Below are 21,459 nucleotides of genomic sequence, written 5' to 3'. Positions count from 1 at the left end.
CGTTAAAGAAAACACTCAAAGAGTGCATTATTTAGGCTAATCATCCACTCTATTTTCAATGAGTTCTTTTTTATCGTTAAGAATAGGAATAAGTAGCGCTATCGCTCTAAAGGATAGCATCAATTAGTTAACAATTAGCAGTGGTTATTTGAAGAGTAGCACTAAATAACTGACTTTAAAAACTACTCATCAAATTTTGATTATTATGCTGATATTATTTACTCAAACTGAGATTATCTGTAAGAAATTAACTCTCTTTTTCCAGCAATGTGCGTAAACCTGCCGCTTTATTTTCGATTTCAGTCCACTCTTGCTGAGGATCAGATCCTGCAACGACTCCTGCACCAGCGTATAAAGTCAATGCATCATCGTGCAACTCACCACAACGTAAACTGACCGCAAATTCTGCATGGGGGAGAGATAAATATCCCGCAGAGCCTGCATACCAACGACGCTCGAAAGGTTCATGCTCACGAATAAATGCACGCGCGACACTTCTTGGTAAACCGCATACGGCCGCGGTTGGCTGTAATCGTTTTAAGCAATCGATGTCATCAGAGTCAATTAATTTACCATGTATATAACGACGAAGATGCTGCACTTTACGCAACCGGATAACATCTGCCGGTGAAACATCGATACCATCGACACCACCTTGTAATCGTTGACAAATATCATCAACGACAACCAGATTTTCATGTTGATTTTTCTTATCATTCATCAACCAATCTGCAAATTCAGTGGCTTGTTGTTCGTTATCAGAACTTGCGACTGTACCGGCTAACGCTTCGGTATAAAGCATCAACTCATCACGCTTATATAATCTTTCTGGTGTTGATCCCATAAATGCATCTGAAGGTGAAAACGCCAACATATAGTGATAGCAATGATGATTAACATCACGGCTTGCTTTCATAAATTGGATCGCTTTCAGCGGATTATCCAGAGTTAAGCATGTCGCTCTTGCAGGGACAACTTTTTCAAATAAACCTTGGCTAATTTCATCTAAGGCAATATTGAGATAGTGAGTCCACTGCTCTTGTGTTAAAGAGTGATTAACATGAGTAACAGAAACAGAAAGTGGTTCAATTTCTACGGCTTGATTTAATGTTTGCAGGAAATCTAATGTATCTTGCTTATCACCTTCATCCAACATATTTAGATGAACAGAAAGCTGTTGCTGGTAGCGTCTAATCTCAATGCGAGGCAAAAAAAGGTAGGCATCATCACCTTTTATTTTATCAATGCGGCCTGGAATAATGGTATCCCACGCATTTAAGCCCCAAATACGCACATCATCACTGTTTGCATCACAATGATGTAAACCTAAGAATTGGCAAGCATCTTGAATATGATTGAAACAGCATAATTGCCCACAAGCGGCGACTTCTTCATGCTCATCGCGATGTTGCCAATAAAATTGGGGATAATACGACTGTGCAGCAAGCCATGAGAGCAATGAAAATGAAACCTCTGATGGCAAGGTGACTTTCAAATGTAAAAGATTACCTTGTGCTGTCAGATTTATATTTTTAACTTTTTCGTACAGTGTCGAAAACACAGGATTAACCTTTTCCACTCCAAATACCCACAACTAATTAAAAGGGAGATTATACGTCTCTATACAAATTATCAAAGGGTTGATTAATTATAACCTTTGTCATTTATCAAAGTTTTGTATTTTTCATGTTACAAAGTAGATGCATTAATCTAAAAACTTAAATCGTGAACAAATCATTTAAGGCTGAACTGTATAGACGAAAAACATTATACATAAGAGGGGTTATATGGATACAACCATCTTTGAACAAGTAGATAAATTTATCGAAGCGCCCGATATTCCTAAAGTTGCACTCGGTTTAATATTAGGAATAGATATCGAAAATGGTCGATTACCGGGAATTGTGACTTCTCCTGATTTAATTAAGATAAAATCTTATATTAATAAAGCACTTTCACTTCCTTATAAATTAGATGATGTAATAGATTTTATTGGTTACAAGCAAATAAGCATAAAACAACTTTTACCAGAAAATATTTTATCTCTTTTTATCAAAATGCGAGAGCATGCCCTAGAATGGAATCAGATAGAATATGCAATAAAACAGCAAGCGATTGATTTAGAAATTATTGGTAGAGAAATTACTTCTATAGGTGAAAATATTATTACCTTTATTAATCAAATGCCGTTACTTACTAAAATATCAACAACTATGCATGATCTTTCTGAGCAAGAGTTAATCAACATAAAATATACCTCTCAAGATAAACAAGTTTCTACTCAACTTATTCATATATTAGAAAGCATGAAAGAAGATATTGAAATTGAACGAGATAAAACACTTAAATTAAAAGAGAGTTTATCTACATTCAGAAGTAAAATCATGGGCGGAAAAGATAGACAAAATATTGCTCATCATTCTATTTATCACGAGATTATTAATAAAAAAAGACTCATTAATGAATTTTATAATAAAAATAATGTGTTATTAAGTGATGAACGTGATTTACTGATTGAAGATATATCAATGCTCAAAGAGGAATATAAAAACTATGTTGCGCTTGCTTTTACTGGGCTTGCTGCGGGTATTATTGGTGTTATTATTACAGGCGGAATTTTTGGTGCAAAAGCAGAAAAGATACGTAAGAGAAAAAATCAATTAATCGATAAAGTAAAAAACCTCAATAAAGAGATAGATCTTTACGCCAATCTATCGCTATATTTGAATTCGCTTTATATTGAGTTAGAAGAAATAGAACAGCTTATCGAAGATACAAATATGGCACTAGAGCATATTGAATATGTTTGGCAAGCTATATTAACAGAGATAGAAGCATCAATTAATAATTTCAACAAAATAAACAATGCATTAGAGCTTATTAAGTTTAGTATTTATCTAGAAAAAATCATTTCACCTTGGTATATGGTAATTGGTTATTCAAAAGAGATCTTAATCTCTTTCGATAATGCTCTTTCTTCTTTTTACTCCTCAAATTAACAAAAGGAAATTGTTATGAATAATAATGAAACTCTCATCATTTCAGAAATACTTTTTGAGCATAATAAACTCTTTCATGCATATAGAAACATTCTTCACTTAAGTAATAATAAATGTTATATGAATAATGATTTTGACAATGAACTAACCTTATTCTTAGAAAAAAATAATAAAAACATTGAGAGAATCATTTATTTTTCTCTCGTTTTAAAAAGCCGATTAAGACAAAAATTACTCAATGATATATTTAAAACCATTAATGAAATTGATGAAGAGATAAAAAAGGAAACTCTTAATGCAGAGCTGAAATTCAAACTGGAAGTAGAAAAAAAAGAGATCATAGATATATATCTAAACGAGATAGACGAAACAAGCACTATAATTAGTGAGCATAATTTATTTTTATCAACAGAAATAAAGCAACTTAAAAAACAGTTTATTACTCATAAGATCACACCCTTTATCATAGATAAAAAGGATTTAATTAATCAACTAACGAAAAACATTTCAACTTTAGAGATAGATTCAGAAAAAACGAAGCAAGAACTGAATATCATTCGAGAAAGTGAAGAAATCCTAAATAAAAGATCTTTTCTCAATCTTTTCAAAAATTCGATTCCATTAAAATCAGAAATTGAAGGGCTTAATATTGAGTCTAAAGAGAAAAATCTGCTATCTTCATTGATAGAAATACTTAATAATTTATTTTCAACTTTAAGTCATGGTTTTTCTTATACTAAAATCGTTGAAACTCGCCACCAATTAACGACAAATTATCTAGAACAAATTAAACAACTCAACCAATTAAAAAACAAAAAGCAAAATGCCCTATTTGTTCTAAAACACTACTATAAACTAATTGATATCGACTATTACCTAAGAGTGTTTATTGAACAATTAGAACAATTAAATAAATATTGGAATAATATTAATTTACAATTTTACGAGTTAAAAAATAACATTTTGTTAACAGAAGATATTATTATTCCTCTATTTTCATTCTTAGATAATTTCTCTCTATATTACGACATTCCAGAAAAGATAAACAGTAATACACCTTAGCTAAAAAAAACGGCTCTATAATAAAGAGCCGTTTTACTGTCTTATTATCTAACAATATCGATTAATTTACTGCTGGAGCAATAATCGCAAAATTAGTTAACTCAATAAGTGGTTGTGGCCATACACCTAATGCAATAACAACAATTGCACAGATTAATGCAACAAATGTTGCCATATTTTGTGATGTTGTTGCAATCGCTGGAGTGTTGTCATTGTCTGGTTTACGTAAGAAAACGATAGCCGCAGCACGTAGGTAGTAGAATAAGCCAATCGCACTACCTAACACAACCATACCTGTTAGCCACCATAAACTTGAGCTGATGCCTGCAATGATGACATACAGTTTACCAATAAAGCCTAATGTAATTGGTACACCTGCCAATGATAACATCATCAGCGACATCACCACAGCAACCACAGGACGACGCCAGAATAATCCGCGGTAATCTTCCAGTGAATCCATTTCGCTTTCACGATAAGGACTAGAAGCTACTGCAATAGCACCAAACGCCCCTAAGCTTGCAAACAAGTAACCAGCTAAATAAATTTCAGCGGTTTCTTGCGCTAATACAGGGCTGTATTGCAATACAATTAATGCCACTAGCAGATAACCAAGATGCGATACTGAAGAGTAACCCAGTAAGCGCTTCACGCTCTTTTGCGTTAACGCCATGATGTTACCAAACAAGATAGAGGCAATTGCCATGAAACTTAAGATCATTCGTAAAGTTTCACTATCCGCAGCGGGCGCTTCAAGGAATAAACGCATAACAACCGCAAAAATACCAATCTTACTTGCTGTCGCTAAGAATGCGCCCGTTGGTGCTGGTGCACCTTGGTAAACATCGGGTGTCCACAGTTGGAATGGGAATAAAGATAATTTAAATCCAATTCCCACTAACATCATACCTAAACCTGCGAGTACTAATGGTTTATGGATATTGCTATCACTTAAACTTTGTCCCATCGCGGTAAAGGAGAGGTTTCCTGCTTCGGCATAGAGAAGTGCCATACCAAACAGTAAGAAAGAAGAAGCAGCTGCTGAAAGCAGCATATATTTAATACCTGCTTCCAAAGAAGGACGTTGTTGGAATGCATAACCGATAAGACCAAATAGTGGTAATGTCAGTAATTCAATACCAATAAACATCGATGCGAAGTGGTGAGCGGAAGAGAGTAAGATCCCCCCAATTACCGCAATCGCAATCAGCAAGTAAAACTCTTCTTTGTTATCTTGATAGCCTTCTAACCAAGGATAAGCAAAAGCAATAGTTCCAATACCAGAAAGGATCACTAGCGCGGTAAAGAAGCTAGAGTATCCATCAACATGGTAAAGCGTGGTAACGTCCACTACGCCTAATGCATTAACGTAATAGAGTGATCCCAGCGCAATGATGAAACCTGTTGCTGTCAAAGTGGCAATAGTAAAATGATCGCGTCGCCACGCAATGGACAGCATCACAACCACCACCGTCAATCCGACGATCAATAGCGGTAGCATTGCGATCAATTGTTCAGGAGTTATTGTCATGGCGAATTACGGCCTTACTGTTGAAATAGAAGCGGAATACCAAGTCTGGAGATTTTCCATCGCTGATATTGATGTGTCTAACACTGGTTGTGGGAAGAAGCCCAAGATAACCAGTAAAACAACCAATATGATCAGGATAAAGAACTCTCTCAGATCTAACCCTTTATAGGTTCTTTCAGCTGTTTTCGGTGAACCATAGTAAGCCTGTTGCATCATCCACAATGCGTAGACAGAAGCAAAGACTAAACCAAAGACCGAAATAATCGTGATCAGCTTAAAGTTGCCATAAGTACCAAACAGGATCATAAACTCACCAACGAAGTTACCTGTTCCTGGCATACCTAAAGAGGCAACCGCAAAGAACAGTGAAAACGCAGGTAAGAAACGGATGCTTTTCCACAATCCACCCATTTGATTCATATCACGCGTACCTAAGCGCTCATACAGCATGCCACACATGATAAACAGACCTGCAGCTGACAAACCATTGGTGATCATTTGAATAATCGCACCTTGGTAAGCCAATACAGAGCCGGCATAAATCGCAATCACGATAAAGCCCATGTGAGAAATACTACTGTAAGCCGCAAGACGTTTGATATCTGTCTGACGAAATGCCAGTAATGCTGCATAAAATACGGTAATTAAACCTAGCCACATCGCCACAGGTGCCAGTAACGCTGACGCTTCTGGGAAGAGCGGTAAGTTAAAACGTAATAGACCGTAAGCCGCTGTTTTTAACAAAATACCTGATAAGTCAACAGAGCCTGCTGTTGGTGCTTCTGCGTGAGCATCCGCTAACCAACCATGTACAGGAACAATTGGCATTTTCACTGCAAATGCAGCGAAGAAACCTAACATCAGGATAAATTGTAGTTCAGAGCTTAAAACAGTATGTGCTTGTAATAAGGTGTCATAATTAAACGTCCAAATACCTGTTTCACGGTAGAAGGCCACCGCAAGACCGATAATGGCCAGCAACATTAACAGACCACTTGCCTGTGTATAGATAAAGAATTTCGTTGCTGCACTAACATGTTTTTTATCGCTACTTCCTTTGTGTCCCCATAAAGAAATCAGGAAGTACATTGGGATCAACATCATTTCCCAGAAGAAGAAGAATAAGAACAAGTCAGTCGCTAAAAATACGCCCATTACACCTGCCAAGATCCACAGCAAGTTAAAATGGAAAGCACCTTGTGATGGCTGATTTTCACTCCACGATGAAAGTACCGCTAAGATACCTAAAATCGCAGTTAATACAGTCATCAGCAATGACATACCATCAAGTGCAAATTGGATATTAATCCCTAAAGCAGGGATCCACGGCACAAAGTAATACTCTGTCCAGCGTGGCGATCCATCAGCACTAAGTAGTTGATAATCGCCCTGCAACCAAAGTTGCACAGAAATAACGAGTGTTAATCCCATCGTCAGCAACGCAACCCAGCGAGGGACTTGCGAGCCGATTCGTTCAGCCTGCCAACTTAGCAGGCCACCGATGAAGGGAATAAGTATTAGCCAGGGTAATAACATGGCGCAATGTGTCCCTTAATTAAACCAGAAGCAGCAGAGCGATGACCAGCACTGCACCTAAACCGAGAGAAGCCGCATACCAACGTGCTAATCCATTCTCACTGAAACTTAATCCTTTATTGGTACCTTTAAGCAGGCAACCGAATAAATTAAAGAATTGGTTAACAGGATCATTTTGGATAAGCCACGCCGCCCCTTTATAAGGTTTGACAAACAGCACTTCATACAGTGCATCGAATCCCCAAGCATGGAACCACCATGTTGAGAAGAAACGACCTGTACGAGTATTGGCAACCTTAGAAACACATTGACGCTGTTTCAGGTATAACCACGCTGCAATGGCAACGCCTACTATCGCTACCACACCAGAAAGAATTTCTAACACATATTTACCATCGTGCGATGCGTTTCCTTCAGGGAAAACAGCACCTAACGGTTGAGTAATTAACGCACCGATAAATGTTGATAACAGTGCTAATACTGCTAATGGGAAAGTATGAGTAAACCCTTTAACTTGGTGTGCTTCGGTTTTGGTTTCACCATGGAATACGATGAAAATCAAACGGAAGGTATAAAGTGACGTAAATAACGCGCCAACTAAACCTGCAAGCATTAAGTTAAAATGCCCGTTTGAATACGCACCCCATAAGATTTCATCTTTACTGAAGAACCCTGCTGTTAACAGTGGTAATGCCGCTAATGCGCCACCACCAATTAGGAAGCAAGCATAAACAAATGGGATCTTCTTACGTAATCCGCCCATCTTAAAGATATTCTGTTCATGGTGGCAGGCAACAATCACCGAACCTGCTGATAAGAACAGTAATGCTTTAAAGAAAGCGTGAGTCATTAAGTGGAAAATTGCCGCATCCCATGCTTGAGCGCCTAAAGCCAAGAACATATAACCAATTTGGCTCATGGTTGAATAAGCAAGAATACGTTTGATATCTGTTTGTACTAAAGCTGCAAAGCCCGCTAACACTAATGTGACGGCACCGATAATGCCGACTAACTCCAGTACCTCTGGTGCCATTAAGAATAGCGCATTGCTACGTGCGACTAAGTACACACCCGCCGTGACCATGGTTGCGGCATGAATTAATGCAGATACAGGTGTTGGACCTGCCATTGCATCGGCTAACCAAGTTTGTAATGGAAGCTGTGCTGATTTACCTACTGCACCGCCTAATACCATCAACATTGCCCAGTTAATGACGCTTGAACCCACAGCTAATTGCTCAGGAGCCAGTACTGCCATTTCACGGAAGCTCAATGTACCTAATTGGTCAAACAGGATAAACATACCGATAGCTAAGAACACATCACCGATACGCGTTACGATAAACGCTTTCATCGCCGCTGCGCCATTAGCAGGATTGCTATAATAGAAACCAATTAACAGGTAACTACACAAACCAACCCCTTCCCAACCCATATACATCAGCATCATATTATCAGCCAGTACTAAGACGACCATACTTGCGATAAATAAGTTGGTATAAGCAAAGAAGCGAGAATACCCTTCTTCGCCTCGCATATACCAAGATGCATACATATGAATAAGGAAGCCAACACCGGTAATAACACCCAGCATTGTTAATGAAAGGCCATCAAGAACCAATGTAAACGGAATATTGAAATTCCCAGCTGACATCCAGTTCCATAAAGTCAGAACATAAGTTTCTTGCCCGTTAGCAAAGAAATCCATACCAGCCCAAAATGCAACAAGGGCAGATAAGCCAACAGAACCTGTACCAATCCATGCTGATACGTTTTCAGACCAACGACCACGTGAGAAAGCGAGCAGTAAGAATCCCAGCAGTGGTAGCAGAATGGTTAAATAGAGTATATTCATCCGCGCATCTCACTGACTGTATCGATATTGATATTTTGGCGATGTCTATGAAGCTGTAACAACAATGCCAGACCAATACTTGCCTCTGCCGCTGCCAAGCTGATTGCCAGAATATACATTATCTGACCATCCGTTTGACCCCAAAAGCTACCACCGACAACAAACGCCAGTGCAGCCGCATTAATCATAATTTCTAGTCCGATCAACATAAACAACAGGTTGCGGCGAAGTACTAAGCAGGTAAAACCTAACACAAACAGTACCGCAGCCAAGATCAAACCATGTTGAAGAGGTATCATTTTTGCTCCCCTGCGTTTTCGTTTTCGACGAGATCGTCATGGCTCTGATCACGACCAATGTGATAAGCAACTATTAGTCCAGACAATAGAAGAACAGATGCTAACTCAACAGCCAGAATATAAGGTCCAAATAAGCTAATACCGACCTCTTTCGCGCCAATCACTTCTCCCGCAATTTCGCCATGAGTCACACTGCTAATGGCGTACACTAACACCACAAGTAAAGTGAGAGATAAAAGTGCAGGCCCAATCCAAAACTTCGGTTGTAGCCATTTTTTCTCTTGATCAACGACGGATTTACCTAAGTTGAGCATCATCACCACGAAAACGAACAACACCATAATGGCGCCAGCGTAAACGATGATTTCTAATGCACCAGCAAAATAGGCACCTAACGAGAAGAAAACCACAGAGAGCGCAATCAATGAAATCACTAAGTACAGCAATGCATGTACTGGATTGGTATGAGTGATAACTCTCAATGTTGCAAGGATGGCAATCAGCCCCGCGATGTAAAATGCAAATTCCATGAATATCGCTCCTTACGGTAACAGGCTTTTGACATCGATAGGTTTAGCTTCATCATCCGCATCACCTTTGTCTTTGCCGTTAATCGCCATACCTGTTTTACGGTAAAAGTTATATTCAGGATATTTGCCGGGCCCAGAAATCAACAGATCGTCTTTTTCATAAACCAGATCCTGACGCTTAAACTCACCCATTTCGAAATCAGGCGTTAATTGCAGTGCCGTTGTTGGGCAAGCTTCTTCACATAAACCGCAGAAGATACAACGAGAAAAGTTGATACGGAAAAATTCCGGATACCAACGACCATCTTCATGTTCTGCTTTCTGTAATGAAATACAGCCAACTGGACAGACTGCTGCACACAAGTTACAAGCAACACAGCGCTCTTCACCATCAGGATCACGCGTCAACACAATACGTCCACGATAACGTGGTGCAACATTGACAGGTTCTTCCGGGTACATCTGTGTTTCACGTTTGGCAAAGGCATGTAAGCCAATCATCCAAATGCTTCGTACCTGGGTGCCGAAACCAGTCAATAACTCTTTTAAAGTCATGGTTCAATCACCCCTTATTGAGCGTTGTAAAGTATCACTGCAGCAGTTACCAGCAGATTAATAAGCGTTAACGGTAAGCAAATTTTCCAACCGAAAGACATCACTTGGTCGTAACGCGGACGCGGTAACGAAGCACGAATAAGGATAAACATCATCATGAAGAATCCTGTTTTCAGTGCAAACCAAATAAATGACGGTAAGAAAGGACCTTGCCAACCACCAAAGAATAACGTCACGATAAGACCTGATACCGCAACGATCCCGATATATTCACCAACAAAGAATAAACCGAATTTCATACCAGAATATTCAATGTGATAACCATCAGCTAGTTCTTGCTCTGCTTCTGGTTGGTCAAATGGGTGACGGTGACAAACAGCAACCCCTGCAATCGCAAACGTAATAAAGCCAAAGAATTGTGGGATGACATTCCACATATTTGCTTGTGAGTTTACGATGTCAGTCAGGTTAAAAGAGCCCGCTTGTGCAACAACACCTAAGATTGAGAGTCCTAAGAACACCTCATAACTTACGGTTTGTGCTGATGCACGCATTGCACCTAACAGTGAATATTTGTTATTACTTGACCAGCCTGCAAATAACACGGCATACACCGCAATACCTGCAACCATCAAGAAGAACAAAATACCAATGTTTAAGTCAGCGACAACCCATGTTGAGCTAACAGGTACAATTGCAAATGACAGCAGTAAAGATGAAAACGCAATCACTGGCGCAATGGTGAAGATAAAGCGGTCAGCAAATTTCGGGATCCAGTCCTCTTTAAAGAACATTTTGATCATATCCGCAATTAGCTGTGCTGAACCTGCATAACCTACACGGTTAGGCCCATAACGGTTTTGGAATAAGCCCAGTAAACGGCGTTCCCCCATACTCATAAAAGCACCACAAGTGACCACGACAAGCAAGATCACGACGGCTTTTAAAACGGTGAGTAAAATCTCTGTAACTTCAGGAGATAACCAGCTCATTATGCAATACCCCGCAGTTGACGAACCGATACACCCACCAGCGATGGAGAAATACCTGCCATACCTAACGGCAAGCCAATTTGACCTTGAGTCAGGTGAGCACTGATTTTCACTGGTAAGGTGAATTCACGGCCTTCGTAAGTAAACATCGCTTGCTGACCTTGAGTTAACGCTAATGCCTGTGCATCAGATTCACTCAATGTTAAGTAAGCCGTTTCCATACGAGATTGGATAACTTCAGCGCGTTGTGATAATTCTTCACTACCAAATAAACGGTAGCAAGGTGCAACAGTCCATTGATTTTTCTGTGCATTAAATGGTGCAGGAATATCAGTGAAGTAGCCAAGTGTATTATCACCACATTCGATTAAGCGCACACCTGGGTCGCCAAAGCGTAAGCTGCCCCCCACTTCTGCTTGGAATTTATTCCATGCTTGAGGTGAGTTCCAACCCGGTGCCCATGCAAATGGAATTTGCTGACGAGGTGCTGTTGGGCTGTTATTACCTTCCATTGAGAACGCAAATGGAGTGTCGATATCTTTTGGTTGACGCTGTTCATGAACAGACACATTTGCCAACATAGAAGTACGACCGCTATAACGATGCGGTTCACGAGCCAGTTTCTGTCCACGAATACGGAATGATGCATTCGGAGCAGCATCGACAATGCCTGCAAACTGAGGAAGACTGGTTGCACAATGCTCAATAACACTGTCTAACTGTGTCCAATCCAACGTTCTTTCATGCCATTGTGAATCAACAGCACTCAACCAACGCCAGCTTTCATGCATCACCACTTCTTTATTATAGAAAGAAGGTTCGTAAACTTGGAAGTAACGCTGTGCTCTGCCCTCTTGACTCACCATTGTTCCATCGCTTTCAGCGAATGAAGAAGCTGGGAGAACAAGATGTGCTTTCGCCATAATGTCTGTTTGCTGGTGGTCGATAACAATAACGTTATCTACTTTAGCAATCGCATCATCAATCACATCTGCATCGTAGTGACGATATAAATCGTTTTCCATTACAACAACAGTGTTAACTTGACCACTACGCATCATTTTTAATGCATCATCAAGTGGTTGTGCATTCATCATGGCAAGACCCATGCTGTTTGCATCATCAGCAACGAAAGAAAGCCCTACTTCATTACCTTTTGCTTTTAATGCAAACGCAATGTTAGCGGCTGCTTTGATAACGTCTTCGCTACCTGCATGACTACCACTGATAATTAATGGTTTCTTCGCTTGAGAAAGTGCTTGAACAACCATCTCGATATGTTTATTCAGCGCTTCATCAATGCCATCAACTGCGGGTGCTTCACCGTTAATGTTATTGGCAATTGCAAAACCTAAACGCGCTTGATCAACAACTGGTGCGCGATAACTCCATGCAGCAACATCATCAAGGCGAGTTTCATCAACATGAGTGACAAACAACGGATATTTTGCACGTTGCCCGATATTCATAATCGCAGCAATTTGCCAGTCAGCTACTTTCTGAGCGGCTGCCATTTCACGCGCTTTACCTTTCACTGCTTGACGTACAGACAATGCCATACGAGCACCGGTTTGTGTTAAATCTTCACCTAACACTAAAACAGCATCGTAATCTTCAATTTCACGCAGAGATGGGGTATGAACACCACCTTTTTGTAAAATATCTAACATTAAAGTCAATCGTTTTTGCTCTGATGCAGAGATACCACTATAGAAGTTTTCAGCACCAACAACTTCACGTAATGCGAAGTTACTTTCAATGCTTGCACGCGGGGAACCAATACCCACGATACGCTGACTTTTCTTCAGCATATCCGCAGCGGCTTGAGTCGCTTGAACAGCGTTAATTTCTAACCAGTTACTGCCTAAACGTTTTTTAGGCTGACGAGGTCTGCTTGCTAAATTCACATAGCCATAGCCAAAACGACCACGGTCACAAAGAAAATAGCGGTTTACAGTCCCGTTATAACGGTTTTCAATACGACGTAATTCACCATAGCGTTCACCTGGGCTTGTGTTACAACCCATGCTACAACCTTGACAAATACTTGGTGCAAACTGCATATCCCACTTACGGTTATAACGTGATGAGTGAGTTTTATCAGTGAACACACCTGTCGGACAAATTTCAACTAAGTTACCCGAGAATTCGCTCTCTAGTGTGCCATCTTCAACGCGTCCAAAGAAGACGTTGTTATGTGCACCAAAGACGCCCAGATCAGTACCATCAGCATAGTCTTTGTAGTAACGAACACAGCGGTAACAAGCAATACAACGGTTCATTTCATGAGAAATAAACGGTCCCAGATCTTGGTTTCTATGTGTACGCTTCGTAAAGCGATAGCGACGCATAGTATGACCGGTCATTACCGTCATATCTTGAAGGTGGCAGTTACCGCCTTCTTCACAAACTGGACAGTCATGAGGATGGTTTGTCATATACCATTCAACAACGCTTTCACGAAATTTCTTCGCTTCTTCGTCGTCAATAGAGATAAACGTGCCATCAGTCGCCGGTGTCATACAAGACATCACCAAACGACCTCGGGTATCCTCAGCATTTTGATACTGCTTCACCGCACACTGGCGGCAAGCGCCAACGCTTCCCAGCGCTGGGTGCCAGCAAAAATAAGGAATATCTAAGCCTAAATTAAGACAGGCTTCTAACAGGTTATCAGCCCCGTTAACTTCATATTCTTTGCCGTCTACATGAATCGTAGCCATAGTCAGCATGCTTCCCAAAGGCCTGCACAGCAGGCGTTAAACCTAGAATGTGTCGTGAAAAATTACCAGCGGCTTTTCAGCAAATTAGGCTGAATACCTCTGATCAAGTTGGCATTGGTATAATCTTCTTGAATAATGCCAGCCTCAAATTCTTCACGGAAATATTTAATGGCGCTTTGTAAAGGTTCTACTGCACCCGGTGCGTGAGCACAGAATGTGTGTCCCGGACTTAAAGAACGACATAAATGCTCAAGTGTTTCGATATCACCAGGGCGACCTTTACCGTTTTCTATCGCACGTAAGATTTCGACACTCCATGGCAAGCCATCACGACAAGGTGTACACCAGCCACAAGATTCACGAGCAAAGAACTCTTCTAAATTACGGGTTAATGAAACCATATTAATTTCATTATCTACCGCCATTGCAAGTGCTGTACCTAAACGGCTACCTGCTTTTGCAATCGTGCCAAAATCCATTGGGAGATCGAGGTGATCTTCCGTTAAGAAGTCAGTACCTGCGCCACCTGGTTGCCATGCTTTTAGCTTAAGACCATCACGCATACCGCCTGCGTAGTCTTCAAGGATCTCACGCGCTGTTGTACCAAATGGTAATTCCCATAAGCCCGGAAATTTCACGCGCCCCGAGAATCCCATTAATTTAGTACCCGCATCTGGGCTTTTGCCTTCACTTAAGCCGATATACCAATCTTTACCGTGTTCAATAATCGCAGGCACATTACACAGTGTTTCAACGTTATTGACACAAGTTGGTTTACCCCATACACCTGACGTTGCAGGGAATGGCGGTTTAGAGCGTGGGTTAGCACGACGACCTTCTAATGAGTTGATTAATGCTGTTTCTTCACCACAGATGTAACGACCTGCACCTGTGTGAACAAACAGTTCAAAATCAATTCCAGAACCAAAGATGTTTTTACCAAGAAAGCCTGCTGCTTTTGCTTCCTCAATGGCATGGCGTAAATTCTTAGCCGCTTCGATATATTCGCCACGAAGGAAAATATAGCCACGGTAAGCTTTTAGTGCGTGAGCGCCGATAATCATCCCTTCAATTAACAGATGTGGAAGTTCTTCCATTAAGAGGCGGTCTTTATAAGTACCTGGCTCCATTTCATCTGCGTTACAAAGGATGTAACGGATATTCATGCTTTCATCTTTTGGCATCAGGCTCCATTTCAAGCCTGTTGAGAATCCAGCACCACCACGACCTTTTAGACCAGCATCTTTAACTTCAGTGGTCACTTCCGTCGGTGACATACCTTTTAATGCTTTTTCTGCCGCTTTATAACCGTTTGTAGCACGGTATTCATCCAACCATACAGGCTGACGATCATCACGTAAGCGCCACGTTAGCGGGTGCGTTTCTGCGCTACGAATAATCGGTTTTGCTCCTGAAATTGCTGTCATGGATACTGCTCCAGTAACGTTTCAATCTCTTCAGGTTTAACAAAGCTGTGAGTATCGTCATCTACCATCATGGTAGGACCTTTATCACAATTACCTAAACAGCAGGTTGGCAGTAGCGTAAAGCGACCATCTGGTGTAGTTTGACCAGGAATGATATTAAGGTGCTTTTCAATCGCTGCCTGAATGCCTTGATAACCTGTAATATGACAAACCACGCTGTCACAAAAACGAATAATGTGACGGCCAACGGGTTGACGGAAAATTTGGCTGTAGAACGTAGCAACGCCTTCAACATCGCTTGCAGGGATCCCAAGAACATCCGCAATCGCATAAATTGCGCCATCTTCAACCCAACCGCGGTTCTTTTGCACAATTTTCAGTGCTTCAATAGAGGCTGCACGAGGATCTTCATAGTGATGTTTTTCTTGTTCAATTTCAGCACGTTCTTCTTCAGTTAAAACAAACGTTGCTTTCTTTGAATGCGTAACATCAACGATTTCGATCTGCACTGCATCATCTTTTTGGTTTAATTCATTTTGCATGATTAACGATCCACATCCGACATTACAAAATCAATACTTCCCAGATACACAATCAAGTCAGAAACCAGACTACCGCGGATAACCGCTGGGATTTGTTGCAAGTGAGCAAAGCTTGGCGTACGAATACGTGTGCGGTAGCTCATTGTGCTGCCATCACTGGTTAAGTAATAGCTGTTGATCCCTTTAGTGGCTTCAACCATCTGGAATGATTCATTAGCAGGCATAACAGGGCCCCATGAAACCTGTAAGAAGTGGTTAATCATGGTTTCGATATGCTGTAATGTGCGCTCTTTTGGTGGAGGCGTTGTCAGTGGATGGTCTGCTTTAAATGGCCCTTCTGGCATATTTTTATAGCACTGTTCCAAAATACGTAAGCTTTGGCGTAGTTCTTCTACTTTCAGCATTACGCGGTCATAACAGTCACCATTACTTGCAACAGGGATTTCAAATTCAAAGTTTTCATAACCTGAATATGGACGCCATTTACGGACGTCAAATTCAACGCCTGTTGAACGAAGACCTGCACCTGTCACACCCCAATCTAATGCTTCTTTAGCATTATATGAGGCAACACCAATAGTACGACCTTTCAAGATACTGTTTTGCAGTGCTGCTTTTACATAAGAATCTAGACGTTTTGGCATCCAATCTAAGAATTCACGTAATAAGCGTTCCCAACCGCGAGGTAAATCATGAGCAACACCACCGATACGGAACCATGCAGGGTGCATACGGAATCCAGTAATCGCTTCAACGATGTTGTAAACTTTCTGACGGTCAGTAAAGGCAAAGAACACCGGTGTCATTGCACCAACGTCTTGGATAAAGGTACTGATATACAGTAAGTGGCTATTAATACGGAATAGCTCTGACAGCATGACACGAATGACTTTAACGCGTTCAGGCACTTCAATACCGGCAAGTTTTTCGACTGCAAGTACATAAGGCATTTCGTTAACGCATCCGCCGAGATATTCGATTCGGTCTGTGTATGGGATATAACTGTGCCAAGATTGGCGCTCACCCATTTTTTCAGCACCACGGTGGTGATAACCCACATCAGGTACACAGTCGACGATTTCCTCGCCATCAAGCTGAAGAATAATACGGAATGCACCGTGAGATGATGGATGGTTAGGACCGAGGTTTAAGAACATAAAGTCCTCATTCTCAGTACCGCGTTTCATCCCCCACTCTTCAGGTTTAAATGTCAGCGATTCCATTTCCAGATCCTGTTTCTGCTTTGTCAGCACATAAGGATCGAACTCTGTCGCACGAGCTGGATAATCTTTACGCAGTGGATGACCTTCCCAATCAGGAAGCATCATAATACGACGTAAATTTGGATGCCCATTAAAGACAATCCCAAACATATCCCAGACTTCACGCTCATACCAATTCGAGTTAGGAAAGATAGATGTGATAGTCGGAACATTAAGATCATTTTCACTCAATGCGACTTTCAGCATGATATCTTTATTACGATCGATTGATATCAGATGATAGAAAACGGAAAAGTCTGCTGCAGGCAAGCCTTGACGATGCGTACGAAGACGCTCATCAAAACCATGCATATCAAACAGCATGACATAAGGTTTTGGTAAAGATTTGAGGTATAGCATTACCTCAATAAGTTGTTCCCGCTTTACCCAAACAACTGGCATGCCAGTACGAGTAGGCTGGAACGTAAACGCATCTGGCCCAAATTTCTGACGCAGTTCATTAACCACCTGATCATCAATATGATCGGTCGTTTCCCACGCTGGCCGAGCGCCTTTTTGCGCTATCTGATCGGTCATTTCTATTCACCACAACTTTGATCAGGGTTACTATGATCGCAACACATTGCTCTGGTTACGTCTTAGGCAAAAGCCTTTAAATTTCGTCAGGAGTACGCAGATTTTTCACTGCGATACGTTCACCGTGTTTTCTTTCTCGTTCTGATTGCATATTGGCACGGTAAACGCCTTGGTCGCCGACAACCCATGATAATGGGCGACGTTCTTTACCAATGGACTCTTGTAATAACATTAGTGCTTGCATGTAAGCTTCAGGGCGTGGTGGACATCCAGGAATATACACATCAACTGGAATGAATTTATCAACACCTTGCACTACTGAATAGATGTCGTACATACCACCAGAGTTTGCACATGCCCCCATAGAGATAACCCATTTAGGCTCTAGCATCTGGTCGTATAAACGTTGAATAACAGGCGCCATCTTAGTAAAGCAAGTACCCGCAACCACCATAAAGTCAGCTTGACGAGGTGATGCACGTAATACTTCTGAACCAAAACGAGCCACGTCATGCACAGCAGTAAATGACGTCACCATTTCAACGTAACAACAGGAAAGACCAAAGTTATATGGCCATAAAGAGTTTTTCCGTCCCCAGTTCACAACGTCATGCAACGCATGTTCCAGTTTTCCCATGTACACGCTGCGATGAACGTGAGCATCTAATGGGTCACTGACAATTTCCTGTGATTGCAGGGGATAACGGTCATTCTCACCGTTCGGATCTATGCGGGTGAGCGTATAATCCATTTCTAATGCCTCGCTTATTACTGCTGCGGATGTTTGCCGCTGGTTAATCGAACATGGCTTTTACTCGCAGTTTCACGGCGAGAGCGAACAGGCGTCCAATCTAATGCGCCTATGCGAACCAAGTAGAATAATCCAGCTAATAAAATAGCGATGAAGACTGACGCTTCAATAAAGCCTAACCAGCCAACTTCACGAACGGAAACAGCCCAGGCATAAAGAAACAGTGCTTCAACATCGAAAATAACGAAAAACATGGCAACTAAATAGAATTTAGCTGACATGCGCAGACGAGCGCTGCCAACAGAATCAAGACCAGATTCATAAGGAACATGCTTTGCCCTTGCCTGTGCGCGTCCGCCTAAATAGCGGGCACCCAACAACATGAGCGAACATAACCCCAATGCGCCTATGAGGAAGACAGCAAATGCCCAATGGTGGGCGATAACTTCGGTGGTTGTAGACATACTCATTGCTTACTCATCAAAGGTGGTGTCAATTAACCAACTCTTATCCGGCGGTTTACACCACATTTCTAATTACGAAAAAAAAGGCGAATTAAACAGACTTGCTAATTAAAGAAATAATAACAGTCTATTTATACCTTTCTTCTTTTTTAGAAAACTTTGCGACAAATCACTCAGTTTTCTATCGAGATTTAACAAATTTAACACTCATTTTTAACACCCAATTACTGGTTAATGCTAAAACGTGTCAGTTAACCGACAAACTTTATACTAACACGCTTAGTCTAACTGATAATTCGATTTTACTACACCAGTATCTCAGGAAAAACCTGATTCAACACAGGCAAATGTGCCTTATTTTCTTGATCAAACTCACAAAATAGTCGAAAAAACACTTAACTAGTTTAAAATTTATCCAAATTTTAACAAATTAACTTTCTAATATTGTGGAGGAGGTCAAATATCCGCTTAGATTTACTTTTTTATTCTCTTAAAACCTAGACAATCTTTTTATTTGTTAACAAATCCTACAAGTGATTAACCAAGGGGGAAGGTAAACATTTTTTTAACAAGCCGTTAAGGTAGTTATGGAATGAAATGTCACAAAGATAAATACATAAAACAACATAATTATTAACATAGTGTTACTATTTCAAAAAAAAGGCAAAAAAAAAACGGAAATAAATGCACTTCATTGCATCTATTCCCGTTTATCATTATTCATCACTATCCAGTTTTATTTGGCTCTTTTTTAATCTTTAATTTTTGTGTTTTAACGCTAAAAAATTCACACAATTATTAATGTGATTATTCAAGTTCTGTAGAGCTAATATCTTCAGGTGCAGTGACGGTATAAGGTGTTTTCTTGTTTTCAATCGCATTGAATACTGTTAACACCGCTTCATTTTGTTCATCAGAATTACGATATAACCAATATTGTGTTTCAGGTAAACGAGGTAACCCTTCGCTTTCGCCTAAAATACGTAAATCGGCATTCTGCATTTCAAGTGGACGTGCAGTAATACCCACTTCTGCATTAACCGCAGCACGAACAGCAGATAAAGAAGCAGCTTCATAGGCAATACGCCATTGAATTCCAGCGTCATCTAACGTGTTTATCGCTAATTGGCGGAATGGGTTAGTTTCATCCATTACAACTAAAGGAATCGGCTCATTCATTTGTAATTGGAAATCTGGCGCACAATGCCATAGCACTGGTGCAGTACGTAACGCTGTACGTGGGTGATGACCAATACGTGCTGTTGTTAATGCTAAATCAATTTCATGATTATCTAGCATTGTCTCAATATATTGAGAACGCTTAATACGCACATCAACCGCTAAACGTGGATACACTGACGCGATACGATTTAATAAAAACGGTAATAAAGTATCGACAGAGTCATCAGAAGCACCAATACGTAGCTCTCCTTCTGCATCGCTATACGTTAATGATGCCGTTGCATCATCATTCGCACGCAGAATTTGACGCGCATAACCTAACAGTTGTAGGCCATGCTCTGTTAAAAGTTTATTACGACCATGACGGGCGAAAAGCTCTCTACCCACCAATTGCTCTAAACGTTGCATCTGCTGACTCACAGCAGATTGGGTTCGACATACAGCAGCAGCGGCGGCTGCAAAAGTGTTCAAATCTGCTACAGCTACAAACGTTCTAAGCAGATCGAGGTCGAGATTCATTATCGGACGATTTGCATTAATCATTGTTTATTGTTCACTTATTTTTGATTTTTAAATTACATATACCTGGTGTTTTATATCAAAAGTCTAAAAAAGACTTCCGATTCAGACAGTACTCTACTCTGAAAAGGAGAGCAAAGACATACCGAATACTTTACATTTGTTTCTTATCGTTTACACCTCCTAGATGGAAAGGAATTGCATCTTTTTGTAACAAATTAAATTTTATTATCATTTTAAGCATTCACAAGAAAGAACTGTATACCGTCATCACAAGTTAGACGTAGATCATACTATATTGCTTTCTCATTCATAAATTTTAACATTTTGAAAATAATTTAAATTATCTTAACTATGCATTCAGGTTTAAGTATCTTCCCCTATAAACTAAATTTAAGATTTAAATTTAATTTATACTTAAACTAATTGATTGCTATAGAATAAAGTAGATTTAACCATATTATTTGAAAATTTAATATATTAAGTCAGATAATACAAATCCGATAAATTTATTCAATAATTGATTATGCAACATTTTGTCTACCTCTCTATCACATCAACTTATTTCTAATTACCACACTAAAAACCCCCTTTTCAATAGAATAATAATTCATATTATTCACCAAAACTGAAATATAAACCTGACATAATCAATACAATCAGTCATCAAAATAACATTCTAAGAATAAACTG

Annotated in this window: 17 protein-coding genes; 2 read left to right on the top strand and 15 right to left on the bottom strand. The window is 40.2% G+C overall.

Annotated features, from left to right (window positions below):
* Positions 1 to 247 precede the first annotated feature (247 nt).
* Positions 248 to 1,579 carry an isochorismate synthase gene (locus GTK47_RS09915; RefSeq protein ID WP_165122935.1) on the bottom strand — a complete coding sequence of 444 codons (1,332 nt, stop codon included), beginning with the start codon at positions 1,577 to 1,579 and terminating at the stop codon, positions 248 to 250.
* A 208-nt stretch (positions 1,580 to 1,787) separates the two neighbouring features.
* Here GTK47_RS09915 and GTK47_RS09910 point away from each other — a divergent pair, with 208 nt between their 5' ends.
* Both GTK47_RS09910 and GTK47_RS09905 read left to right on the top strand, forming a co-directional pair.
* Positions 1,788 to 2,999: an alpha-xenorhabdolysin family binary toxin subunit A gene (locus tag GTK47_RS09910; protein WP_165122934.1), complete on the top strand. Its 1,212-nt coding sequence runs from the start codon at positions 1,788 to 1,790 to the stop codon at positions 2,997 to 2,999.
* A 15-nt stretch (positions 3,000 to 3,014) separates the two neighbouring features.
* Positions 3,015 to 4,061, top strand: coding sequence for an alpha-xenorhabdolysin family binary toxin subunit B (locus GTK47_RS09905; RefSeq protein ID WP_165122933.1), 1,047 nt, complete (start codon positions 3,015 to 3,017; stop codon positions 4,059 to 4,061).
* A gap of 61 nt (positions 4,062 to 4,122) precedes the next feature.
* On the opposite strand, the gene nuoN is transcribed toward GTK47_RS09905, so the two are convergent.
* From nuoN to hexA, 14 genes are all read right to left on the bottom strand, one after another.
* Positions 4,123 to 5,592: an NADH-quinone oxidoreductase subunit NuoN gene (nuoN, locus tag GTK47_RS09900; protein ID WP_165122932.1), complete on the bottom strand. Its 1,470-nt coding sequence runs from the start codon at positions 5,590 to 5,592 to the stop codon at positions 4,123 to 4,125.
* Positions 5,593 to 5,598: 6 nt separating this feature from the next.
* On the bottom strand, positions 5,599 to 7,128 hold the full coding sequence (nuoM, locus tag GTK47_RS09895; RefSeq protein WP_165122931.1) for an NADH-quinone oxidoreductase subunit M: 1,530 nt from the start codon (positions 7,126 to 7,128) through the stop codon (positions 5,599 to 5,601).
* Between the two features lie 19 nt (positions 7,129 to 7,147).
* Positions 7,148 to 8,983 carry an NADH-quinone oxidoreductase subunit L gene (gene nuoL, locus GTK47_RS09890; protein ID WP_165122930.1) on the bottom strand — a complete coding sequence of 612 codons (1,836 nt, stop codon included), beginning with the start codon at positions 8,981 to 8,983 and terminating at the stop codon, positions 7,148 to 7,150.
* The gene (nuoK, locus tag GTK47_RS09885; RefSeq protein ID WP_023581731.1) at positions 8,980 to 9,282 is read right to left on the bottom strand and encodes an NADH-quinone oxidoreductase subunit NuoK; all 303 of its coding nucleotides are present in this window, start codon (positions 9,280 to 9,282) and stop codon (positions 8,980 to 8,982) included. Before nuoK ends, nuoL begins: the two co-directional genes overlap by 4 nt.
* On the bottom strand, positions 9,279 to 9,812 hold the full coding sequence (gene nuoJ, locus GTK47_RS09880) for an NADH-quinone oxidoreductase subunit J (protein WP_099073809.1): 534 nt from the start codon (positions 9,810 to 9,812) through the stop codon (positions 9,279 to 9,281). The genes nuoK and nuoJ overlap by 4 nt, the downstream gene beginning before the upstream one ends.
* 12 nt (positions 9,813 to 9,824) lie before the next feature.
* Positions 9,825 to 10,367, bottom strand: coding sequence for an NADH-quinone oxidoreductase subunit NuoI (gene nuoI, locus GTK47_RS09875; RefSeq protein ID WP_006533299.1), 543 nt, complete (start codon positions 10,365 to 10,367; stop codon positions 9,825 to 9,827).
* Positions 10,368 to 10,381: 14 nt separating this feature from the next.
* Complete coding sequence (gene nuoH, locus GTK47_RS09870; protein WP_006533300.1) at positions 10,382 to 11,359, bottom strand: NADH-quinone oxidoreductase subunit NuoH; 978 nt, start codon at positions 11,357 to 11,359, stop codon at positions 10,382 to 10,384.
* Positions 11,359 to 14,091 (bottom strand): NADH-quinone oxidoreductase subunit NuoG, encoded by a 2,733-nt coding sequence (nuoG, locus tag GTK47_RS09865; protein ID WP_165122929.1) that lies wholly within the window; start codon positions 14,089 to 14,091, stop codon positions 11,359 to 11,361. The genes nuoH and nuoG overlap by 1 nt, the downstream gene beginning before the upstream one ends.
* A 53-nt stretch (positions 14,092 to 14,144) precedes the next feature.
* Positions 14,145 to 15,509, bottom strand: coding sequence for an NADH-quinone oxidoreductase subunit NuoF (nuoF, locus tag GTK47_RS09860; RefSeq protein WP_164530580.1), 1,365 nt, complete (start codon positions 15,507 to 15,509; stop codon positions 14,145 to 14,147).
* A complete protein-coding gene (nuoE, locus tag GTK47_RS09855) occupies positions 15,506 to 16,051 on the bottom strand; it encodes an NADH-quinone oxidoreductase subunit NuoE (RefSeq protein ID WP_006533305.1) in 546 nt (181 codons plus the stop codon). Before nuoE ends, nuoF begins: the two co-directional genes overlap by 4 nt.
* 2 nt (positions 16,052 to 16,053) lie before the next feature.
* The gene (gene nuoC / locus GTK47_RS09850) at positions 16,054 to 17,850 is read right to left on the bottom strand and encodes an NADH-quinone oxidoreductase subunit C/D (RefSeq protein WP_088495124.1); all 1,797 of its coding nucleotides are present in this window, start codon (positions 17,848 to 17,850) and stop codon (positions 16,054 to 16,056) included.
* 76 nt (positions 17,851 to 17,926) lie between these two features.
* Positions 17,927 to 18,601 carry an NADH-quinone oxidoreductase subunit B gene (locus tag GTK47_RS09845; RefSeq protein ID WP_004243697.1) on the bottom strand — a complete coding sequence of 225 codons (675 nt, stop codon included), beginning with the start codon at positions 18,599 to 18,601 and terminating at the stop codon, positions 17,927 to 17,929.
* A 17-nt stretch (positions 18,602 to 18,618) separates the two neighbouring features.
* Entirely contained in the window at positions 18,619 to 19,071 is a 453-nt protein-coding gene (locus GTK47_RS09840; RefSeq protein ID WP_036912633.1) for an NADH-quinone oxidoreductase subunit A, read from the bottom strand.
* Positions 19,072 to 19,872: 801 nt separating this feature from the next.
* Positions 19,873 to 20,790 carry a transcriptional regulator HexA gene (hexA, locus tag GTK47_RS09835; protein ID WP_075670634.1) on the bottom strand — a complete coding sequence of 306 codons (918 nt, stop codon included), beginning with the start codon at positions 20,788 to 20,790 and terminating at the stop codon, positions 19,873 to 19,875.
* Positions 20,791 to 21,459 lie beyond the last annotated feature (669 nt).

This window comes from Proteus sp. ZN5, from assembly GCF_011046025.1.
Taxonomy (GTDB): domain Bacteria; phylum Pseudomonadota; class Gammaproteobacteria; order Enterobacterales; family Enterobacteriaceae; genus Proteus.
The sequence above is the reverse complement of the archived record's forward strand: the minus strand, read 5'-3'. Positions and strand labels throughout refer to the sequence as shown.